The organism is Leptolyngbya sp. FACHB-541 (genome assembly GCF_014695875.1).
Taxonomy (GTDB): Bacteria; Cyanobacteriota; Cyanobacteriia; order Elainellales; family Elainellaceae; genus JAAUTN01.
In genome coordinates, this window is sequence record NZ_JACJPC010000059.1 from 52407 (window position 1) to 61562 (window position 9156).

General features: G+C 49.4%; 9 protein-coding genes and 1 rRNA gene. 8 read left to right on the forward strand and 2 right to left on the reverse strand.

From position 1 onward, the window contains the following. Nucleotides 1-164 precede the first annotated feature (164 nt). Together H6G00_RS12450 and H6G00_RS12455 are read left to right on the forward strand one after the other, a co-directional pair. Nucleotides 165-1022, forward strand: a complete 858-nt coding sequence (locus H6G00_RS12450) for a DUF2267 domain-containing protein (protein WP_190641603.1) — start codon at nucleotides 165-167, stop codon at nucleotides 1020-1022. Between the two features lie 120 nt (nucleotides 1023-1142). Beyond that, a complete protein-coding gene (locus H6G00_RS12455) occupies nucleotides 1143-1670 on the forward strand; it encodes a DUF2267 domain-containing protein (protein ID WP_190796967.1) in 528 nt (175 codons plus the stop codon). Nucleotides 1671-1724: 54 nt separating this feature from the next. Here H6G00_RS12455 and H6G00_RS12460 read toward each other — a convergent pair whose 3' ends face one another. Continuing rightward, nucleotides 1725-4283: a sigma 54-interacting transcriptional regulator gene (locus tag H6G00_RS12460; protein WP_190796968.1), complete on the reverse strand. Its 2559-nt coding sequence runs from the start codon at nucleotides 4281-4283 to the stop codon at nucleotides 1725-1727. Nucleotides 4284-4499: 216 nt separating this feature from the next. Here H6G00_RS12460 and bchI point away from each other — a divergent pair, with 216 nt between their 5' ends. Beyond that, nucleotides 4500-5660, forward strand: a complete 1161-nt coding sequence (gene bchI / locus H6G00_RS12465; protein WP_190641600.1) for a magnesium chelatase ATPase subunit I — start codon at nucleotides 4500-4502, stop codon at nucleotides 5658-5660. Nucleotides 5661-5748: 88 nt separating this feature from the next. Here the strand turns inward: bchI and H6G00_RS12470 are convergent, their stop codons facing one another. After that, nucleotides 5749-6246 (reverse strand): crossover junction endodeoxyribonuclease RuvC, encoded by a 498-nt coding sequence (locus H6G00_RS12470; RefSeq protein ID WP_190680861.1) that lies wholly within the window; start codon nucleotides 6244-6246, stop codon nucleotides 5749-5751. Nucleotides 6247-6353: 107 nt separating this feature from the next. Here H6G00_RS12470 and H6G00_RS12475 point away from each other — a divergent pair, with 107 nt between their 5' ends. The 5 genes from H6G00_RS12475 to H6G00_RS12495 form a co-directional block, all read left to right on the forward strand. Beyond that, the gene (locus H6G00_RS12475) at nucleotides 6354-6938 is read left to right on the forward strand and encodes a redoxin domain-containing protein (protein ID WP_190680863.1); all 585 of its coding nucleotides are present in this window, start codon (nucleotides 6354-6356) and stop codon (nucleotides 6936-6938) included. 430 nt (nucleotides 6939-7368) lie between these two features. Then, complete coding sequence (locus H6G00_RS12480) at nucleotides 7369-7824, forward strand: DUF4383 domain-containing protein (RefSeq protein WP_190796969.1); 456 nt, start codon at nucleotides 7369-7371, stop codon at nucleotides 7822-7824. Nucleotides 7825-7832: 8 nt separating this feature from the next. Next, complete coding sequence (locus tag H6G00_RS12485; RefSeq protein WP_190796970.1) at nucleotides 7833-8150, forward strand: hypothetical protein; 318 nt, start codon at nucleotides 7833-7835, stop codon at nucleotides 8148-8150. Continuing rightward, nucleotides 8107-8628: a cell division protein SepF gene (gene sepF / locus H6G00_RS12490; protein WP_190641596.1), complete on the forward strand. Its 522-nt coding sequence runs from the start codon at nucleotides 8107-8109 to the stop codon at nucleotides 8626-8628. Before H6G00_RS12485 ends, sepF begins: the two co-directional genes overlap by 44 nt. Nucleotides 8629-9044: 416 nt before the next feature. Beyond that, nucleotides 9045-9156 (forward strand): 16S ribosomal RNA (locus tag H6G00_RS12495); the annotation flags it as partial.

Genomic DNA, 9156 nt, shown 5'->3' on the forward strand with positions numbered 1-9156 from the left:
AGATGTCGTTAGGGATCGGACCAGACTATGTTCAATTTTGACAGGGTCAATAAAAATTGAGGATCTGATGATTTCGGATTTGCCCTTTTGAATGGCGATCTCGAAGAGATACCCGCAAGGGGTCGCCACCCTGCTTTAAGTTGAACTCATCGGGAGATTTTTTTATGACAATTGCTTTACGAGAAGATGTCGCCTTTATCTTGCTTAAAAAAATTAGCGAAGGAGATACCCAGTCAGAAGGAAAGCACGAAGTAAGGCTAACCCCTGGCGACCTGGCAGGTAGATCAGTAACCGAAACAGATCTGCTCGGACATCTAGACTACCTAAATCAGAAACACTACATCAACGCCGAATTTAGCGGCAACGCCTACGGCAATCAGGAAGACGTACCCGATGCGCTCAATCCTGGTGAAGTAGATATCCGTATTGCCAATACCTTTGGCGCACCGGATGGCCCACTGCCTCACCTGATTGAGTTCAAGCGGGCAGAGCTGACGGACAAGGGACGCAAGCTGCTGGAAAAAATGGAGGCAAATCCGCCTGCAGCCTTGAGCAAAGGACCCTCTGTACCGATTGTCCAGGAGAATATGCCTTTCCTCGAAAAGGTGATGCTGAAGGGCAACCTAGAGGATGTGTTTGACGCAAGAGATGTGTCTGAGGTCGTGTTCCGTACCATGCGCGACATGATGACTACCGAAGCCGCTGACCGAGTCACTTCTGAACTGCACGAAGAAGCTCTGCCAACTGATGACAAAGCCTTGCAAAACGAGGTGGCAGAACTATGGCAAGACACCAATCCAATCGTGCGCTTCCTCAGCAAAATTCGTCCGCCCCTGGAAATCAAGCCTGAGACGTTCCTGTTTCGGATTAATCAGGAAGCGGGCTTACCTAGAGGTGTAGGACCTGAAACTGCAATTAAGGCAGTTTTTTCAGCCACCAAAGACGAGCTTTCAGAAGAGCGGATTAATGAAGTCGCTAACTTCTTGCCTGGCGAAATTAAGCAAATGTGGCAGGAAGCGTAGCATCTAACTGTCTAATCGCAACCTAACAATCGCCCTGGCTTTTGCTGGGGCGATTTGCGTTGTCAGGGATAAGGCGTTATGGTGAAGCATGTAAAGAAAAAATAAGTTTTGCAAAGAAATATGAATTCACCATCCACTGGTTTATCTAAAGTTTCAAATTCAACTTCTGAGTCCACTCCAGTTGCAGCAACGTCGTTCCTCAAAAAGGTGATGGTGCGGGGCGAGCTTGAAGATTTGTACGATGCTAGAGACATCGCTGAGGTTGTGTTTCGCACGATGCGCGACATGATGCCTACAGAAGTTTCTGACCGAGTAGCGGCTGAGCTTCAAGGAGAGGCGATTGCGAAGGGATACCCGCAAGGGGTCGCCACCAAAGACAAAGCTCTGCAAAACGATGTAGTTGACCTCTGGAGAGACACCAATCCCCTCGTTCGATTCCTCAGCCGCGTTCGTCCACCGCTAGTAATTGAGCCGGAAACCTTTCTGTTCCGGATTCGCCAGGAAGCAGGCTTGTCCAATGGGGTAGAGCCAGAAGTGGTAATCGCTGCAGTCTTTTCAGCCGTCAAAGCCGAGTTGTCTCAAGAGCGCATCGACGAAGTAACAGGCTTCCTGCCTGGAATGATCAGGCAAATGTGGCGACGAGCATAGGCGAGCGCATTTCTACCAGCCGACATTTACCAGTTGTCTTTACAAGCCGACAATTTACCAGCCAACAATGATCTTCCACAAAAGCGAACCGATCGCCACGGTCGCTAAATGTTGGGGCAACAGGTTGATGAACGGTTGACGGGCGATTTTCTGAGTCAGGATGACGCTTAGCCAAACAGAAACAATCAGCGTCACGCTCTGTAGAAATGACAGCACGGCGGGATCTGCGACGGCGATTGCCATTCCACCACCGCTATAGCCAAAGGTTGCAAGCGTTACTGGAATTGCCCGTCCTGCTTCATTTAATCCCAACCGCAGATAGTGTGCCAAACTGCCCCCTAGAACCAACGGCAAATACCCATAAGCCAGTTCTACAAAAGATTTGGGTTTGCAATTGCGGTTGAAGAGGCGAATTAAAAACTGGGCGGTGAGGGCGATCGTCACTGGCACCAACAGCGCCAGAATCGACACTCCTGCATGGATGCCAAAATTCTCCAAGTCAAGGGACCAACTCAAACGGGCTGAAATCTCTGGCAAGCGGTGCAAAAATACAGCGCCAAATAATAGAAACAGCAGCGCGACTTCGTGACGGGTTGGCTCGTGAGTTGTCCATAACTCAATGCCAGGGGGACGCAAGTTTAGCTCTACTGATCGGTGGGGGCAGGCTTTAAGGCAGGTCATGCATAGAACGCAGTCCCGATTTTCCTGAAGTTGAGCCGGGTGGGAATAAATCGGACAGCCGCCTGTTTCCAGTCCTTCACCTTTTTGCGGACCGCCTTTGTAGCACTGATAGGTGGTGCAGGTCGCTGAGCAAATTCCCTGCTGCGCCCGCAACTCAATCATCGAGAGCTTGGCAAACATTCCGTTCATGCCGCCAATCGGACAGAGATAGCGACACCAAAACCGTCGCTCAAACAGCAGCGAAAAAACCACTGCTCCTGCGGTAATCAGAAGTAGCAAGCAACCTGATAAGTAGGCAACATTCTCCAGATTCCACAGTTCTTCCCAGAGCAAAATTAGGACAAATAGCCCAAATAGAAACCAGCCGCCCCATTTCTCGGCTTGTTGCCTTGACCATGCCTGAAGCTGGCGCGGAAAAACTTTGAGGGAAATCATTTGTGCCAGTTCGCCGTAAATCATGAAGGGGCAAATCGCGCACCAGGTTCGCCCGACAAACGGAAAGCTAACCAAGATTAACGGCCACCACCACGCCCAAAAGAGATTCAGGGCAATGTTTGAATCACGAGTTTGCGGCCCTAAAAACAGCATGGCGACAATGACGGCAAAGAAGCCCAAAGTAAAGCCGTAGTTGACCCGGTCGGGCCACCAGGGGCTACGCAAAAACTGACGCAGTCGCGGATAGCTGTTAAGCAAGTTGAATCGGAATCGTTTGTTTTTGGTGCTGGTTGACCAGAATACTTCTTCGGTGAGAACGGGAGCTCGACCCCTTGCGGATATCTCTTCGAGATCGCTCTGAATCAGGGCACGTTCTACCAGGCTTTCCAGTTCAGTCAGGTTGCCTGGAAAGTCATAGCCCTGAAGCCGTCGCAGTGCTTCTGGAGCCACCTTGGGTTGAGCTAAGCCTTTGTCGCGGCAAAATAAGCTGATGTAGTATTTCACCTGTGCTTCAATGTCGGCTTTTCGCACTCGCAGCGGCGGCACTTTGATCGAATGCCCAACCAGATTTTTGCGATCGATTTTAGGTAGCGATCGCTCTGTCGTCAGGATGATTCGTGCTTTAGCCTGCTTTGGGACAGGTTCTTGCTCTCCTTCCCGGCTGACAGGTAAATATTCCCCGGTTTTCAACAGGCGAATCAGCTTTTCCTCCAATCCTTGGGGTAAATCCTGGACGTTGTTGAGCATCAGCGTCCCTCTGCCTAACCATTCCAGTAGTCCGGGTTTACCGCCCTGGCGACCAAAGAGTTCAGCACCACTTATCTGGATGGTGTCACAGTTGATTTTGATGATAGGTTGGTGGCGATCGCGTGAGCCAAAGTGAATCAGCGCTGCCGAATTGTCTTTACCTAACCCCGGTTCACCAAAAATGATCACGGGTTGGCGGTCTGCTGCAGCCTTTTTGATGTCCTGCCGCAGCCGCACTGCATAGCGACTGGAGCCAACAACTCCCCGTCGCACCTTTGGCACAATGTAAGGACGTAACGCTGCCTGCCGCTCTTGCTCAAAGGCAAGCTGAAAGGCAACCTGATCTAACTCAGCCGCCAACTGGCGGGAGAAAGTGCGAGAAATTTCTGGATGTTGCTCTACTAACGCTTTGAATGCCTCAGCCGCAACTGTCCACAAAATGCAGTCACTCAGGGTGATTACGGTCTGCTCAGTAGGCTGATCAAGCAGAAGTTCTTTCAGATGTAACACTGTGCCTGGCAGTAGGCTGGTGGCTTTCGCCAGACTATTAGTGCTGGTGTGGTAGCTCTCTAACCGCCCCGATTTGAGAATGTAAAGGGCGAGTGGTGGAGTGTCTTCCAGCACCAAGCGGCGATTCTCCCCAAAGGTTTCCTCCTGAATTTCGGCGGCGATCGCCTCCAGCACTTCATCCGATAGTGCCTCTAGCGACGTGTTTTGCCGCAACCACTGCACCTGCTCAGCATTCTGCATCGCTCGTCTCCTAAAGTGACTCTTTCGCCCCGGCCCAGAGGAGATGAAGCCATGAAGCGCTCACTTCTTCAGATTAGGTTGAGACAATCTGGGTAGGGATTAAGTTTACTTAAGCTGCGATCGCATTGAACTTTGACACAGCTCAGCTTGAGTGCAAAGAGCGCTTACAATGAGAAACAGTGATTTAATCTTTTGTTAGCAATCTTAGGTAGTCCTGTGAGTCTTACTGCGTCAGCCACCCCTTCACCCAAGTTAGCCGCTCGTCGGGCGGTGTTTCCCTTCACAGCAATCGTCGGTCAAGAGGAAATGAAGCTGGCGTTGCTGTTAAACGTGATTGATCCCAAAATCGGCGGCGTGATGATTATGGGCGATCGCGGCACAGGCAAATCCACTACCATTCGTGCCCTAGCTGACCTGTTGCCCGAAATCGAAGTTGTTGCCGATGATCCCTTCAACAGCCATCCCAGTGACCCTGACTTGATGAGCGATGAAGTGCGCCAACGGCTTATGGCAGCATCCACCGATCATTCCGATCAGACTAGTGCCGCTAACCTGCCGATCCAGGTGGCGAAAAAGAAAGTACAAATGGTTGATTTGCCGCTGGGCGCAACTGAAGATCGCGTCTGCGGCACGATTGATATTGAGAAAGCACTGGCAGAAGGCGTAAAAGCTTTTGAACCAGGACTGTTAGCTAAAGCCAATCGAGGCATTCTCTACGTCGATGAGGTGAACCTACTGGATGACCACTTGGTAGATGTATTGCTTGACTCTGCCGCATCCGGGTGGAATACCGTCGAGCGTGAAGGCATCTCGATTCGCCACCCTGCTCGCTTTGTCCTAGTGGGTTCAGGCAATCCCGAAGAAGGCGAACTGCGTCCTCAGTTGCTCGATCGCTTTGGAATGCACGCCGAAATTCGCACGGTCAAAGAACCCGCCTTGCGCGTGCAAATCGTAGAACAGCGTTCCGAGTTCGACCAAGACCCACCCACTTTTCTGGAAAAATATCAGCCTCAGCAAGCCGAGCTACAGGAAAAACTGGTCAGTGCTCAAGAACGGCTAAAATCTGTCGCAATGGATTATGAATTGCGGGTCAAAATCTCTCAGGTCTGTGCCGAACTGGATGTAGACGGACTGCGTGGCGACATTGTGACCAACCGTGCTGCGAAGGCGATCGCCGCCCTTGAAGGACGCTCAGAAGTTACCATCGACGATATCCGTCGCGTCATTGGCTTGTGCCTCCGCCATCGTCTCCGCAAAGACCCACTAGAGTCAATTGACTCAGGCTACAAAGTCGATAAAGTATTCGTCCAGGTCTTTGGCATTACAGAAGCCGAAGAGAATCAGACTAATGGAAGCCAGCGCATGAGCGTGCGTTAAACGTATTTGTACCATTGATGATTTTTGGTGTGAATGTCTAACAGCCACATCAAAAACCATCATGGCATCATCATCGCAGCATTATTAACTAAGCTACATTTGCCCGTGCGCCGCACTGGGCAGCAAAGGCGATCGCCAACCCATCAGCACTATCATCTGGTGAGGGCGGTTTCTCTAGCCCAAAAATCTGCATGACCGCCTGCTTGACCTCAAACTTGCTGGCTCCATACTGGGCGACTGCTGCTTTCACCTGCGACTGGTGCAGAAACACTAAATCCGTCATTCCCCAGTCACCCAGCGCCAATTCAATCACGCCTAAAGCCCGCATTACCTTCGTAGCATTGGTGTTTTCCCGTCCAAAAAACGGCATCTCTACCGCTACTAAATCAGGCTTAACCATGTCACACAATTCTCGAATGTCAGCCCGAATCTGACTCAGACGCTCATACATCGGTGCCTTGGCTGGAGTCGTAATCACACCATACTCCAACGCCTGACTACCCCGAATTGCGCCAAAACCAATGCTGGCGATCGCTGGGTCAATTCCTAAAATATTGCAGTTGTTCAGATCAAGCAGTACAGTCATAGGGCAATTGTACTATCAACCTGAACGATAATCTCCTTACAATTCCAACAGCAATCCAAGAGTTAAAAACCGCTGTAAATTAGGTTTAGTTAAGAAAGGCTCAACCCATGCTGACTTCCACCGACTTCAGCGGCTTATTCAACAAACGCTTTTTCAACAACTTCCTACCGATTCCCGCAACCAATCACTTCAATATTGGCACCCTGGCTCCGCCCTTTCAACTGCTCAACGTCACCACTGGGCAGCAGGTCAGGCTAGCAGAGTATACAGGCAATCGTCGTGAAGATGCAGAAGCGCTGAATCGCCCAGTTGTGCTAGCTTTCACCCGCATCTTTACCGAAAAGCAGTACTGTCCCTTCTGCTTTCCCCACATCAAGGCCCTGAATGAGGCTTACGAGCAGTTTCAAAGCCGCGGGGTAGAAGTTCTGATGATTACTAGCACAGCCGAGCGACAGAGCAAAATTGTAATCCGTGACTTGCATCTGAAAATGCCGCTGTTGAGCGATCCTGCTTGCCGAGTTTTCAGAGCGTACCAGGTTGGGCAAGCACTCGGTGCACCCCTCCCGGCTCAGTTTGTCCTAGATCGAGCTGGCAAAATTCGCTTCCGGCACCTGTTCTCTTTCTTGGAGCCAAACGCCAGCATCGAGCGGCTACTCTCAGCTATAGATTCTCTACCACCCATCGCCCAATAATTTAAATCAGGTTAATTCCACGCGCTTCTAAAAGAACCCCAATCTATGGACAGGTTCTCTATCATCTTCGTCCAGAAGTGTAAGCCTTGAAAGTTTATTTTGCTTGAAGATTAATAGACTTTTAAGCGATAGAGAACTAGAGCTTTCGTTCACTAAATCACCTTCAGATTCAAAGGCAAATCAGTTTAAAACTAACTACGAGGCTAACAATTTTTGTTGCCTCTTGTTGTACCTAATTTTTGTTTTTCTCAGACACTACTTCTTTAGATGGAGAATCAAGACTTTAAGCACCTCTATGTTGAAAGAGGAAGCATCAGTTTAGAAACCATAAGCTGAATTTAGATGCAGTTAAATCGGGAAAACGGTGCCCTCAAGCACTCAAAAATCTTTGAAAGCTGATTTAAAAGAATCGAATTTACGAGGTGATTCAATGCAAGTACGTTTTGTTGCCCTAGCTTTGGGCATTCTATTTCTGCTTTTGGGGCTAGCTGGCTTTGTCCCTGCGCTCATGCTAATTCCTGGCGGAGCCACGCCTGATGCTCCTCTCAATATGCCAAATCTCACTTTTAGTGATGGATACGGCTACTTGTTTGGGTTATTTCCTACTAACTATCTGCACAATGCTGTTCGGATTGCAGTTGGTGTTTTAGGTATTGCTTCTTATACCAGCTTTGGTGGAGCAATTTTGTACACTCGCGGTTTTGCGATCACCTACATCTTGATTGCCCTCATGGGACTATTACCTATTACCAACACCACCTTTGGCGTAATGCCTCTCTATGGCAACAATGTTTGGTTTAACCTGCTAGCCGCCGGGATCGCCGCTTACTTTGGTTTCTTCAAACCTGTAGATCCAATCGAAACAGGTACCCCTTCCGTTGGCTAATCAACTGCTTGAGCAAGTTTAGTTCTGTCCTAAACAAAAGATGGCGCACCTCAAAAAAGGGTGCGCCATTTGCTTTAAAGCTTTCTGCTTCAGTTACAGATACAGATATAGAAGTGCGGCAAGAATTGGCAGCGGGCGATCGCCCTCCTGTGTTGAGTAATCATCGGAGTTGGTGGAGGGGAGCGATCGCCTCAAACAATCTAACCCTCGATCGTGGCGGCACTTCTACTTCTCGGCGTACAATAAGTAGAACATCTGAACTAGTTCAAAAGGCAAGCCGCCATGAACATCTTCCAACGCTTATCAGACGTTTTGGGACTAGGTGAGCAGGTATACGAGCCGGAATACGAAGAATATGCACCCGAAGCAGCAGCCAACGGAGTTACTTGGCAAGATGAATATTTCCCTAGCTCGACCACCTCAGTTGCTCCCAACAATGTAGTCGGAATGCCCGGTCGAGAAATCGGGCAACCAGAAATCTTGATGGTCGAACCCCGCTCCTTTGAAGAAATTCCCGAAGTCGTATCAGCCCTCAAAGAACGCAAAACCGTCATCCTCAACGTCAGTCTGATGGATGCAGAAAGCGCTCAGCGAGCGGTAGATTTTGTTGCAGGTGGAGCATACGCGATCGATGGGCGGCAAGAGCGCTTAGCAGAGACGGTCTTCCTATTCACCCCTAGCTTCGTGCAAATCAGCAACCAAACCCCAACCGGAGTAGGAACAATTGAATATCCAGCTATCCCCCGTCGTTTAACCCCTACCAGCAGCGATCGGACAGACAGAACTCGAATCATTCAGGGCTAGATTACCCTGCTACCCCGCCTAACCCTTGTAAAACCGTCGCCTCAAAAAAATTTCTGATTTTTCCAAAAATGTTTGACACAATTCCTACTTAGTCTGCTACATTGGATAAGTGCCAAGGAGATGCTCCACATCTAGCGGTCCGGCGGTGAACGTTTACTACATATAGTGGTTTCCACATCTTGTAAGTAAGGTTCGTTTCTGAAAAGAGTCGCTGGCTGCCTAACTAGATTGAGAGCTATCCAAAAGTGCACCCGAACCTGGACAATAAAATAGTTTGAAAGCCAAACATTAAATCTCGTCAAGAAACTAACAACTTCTAAGACGGTTCGAAATTGAGCCGCTTTAGAAATTTCAAAAATGAAAACCGGGACTAAGTCAAGTTCCGGGAGCCTAACAAATCTCGAATTTGTTTAATTACAATGGAGAGTTTGATCCTGGCTCAGGATGAACGCTGGCGGTATGCTTAACACATGCAAGTCGAACGGAAGTCTTCGGACTTTAGTGGCGGACGGGTGAGTAACGCGTGAG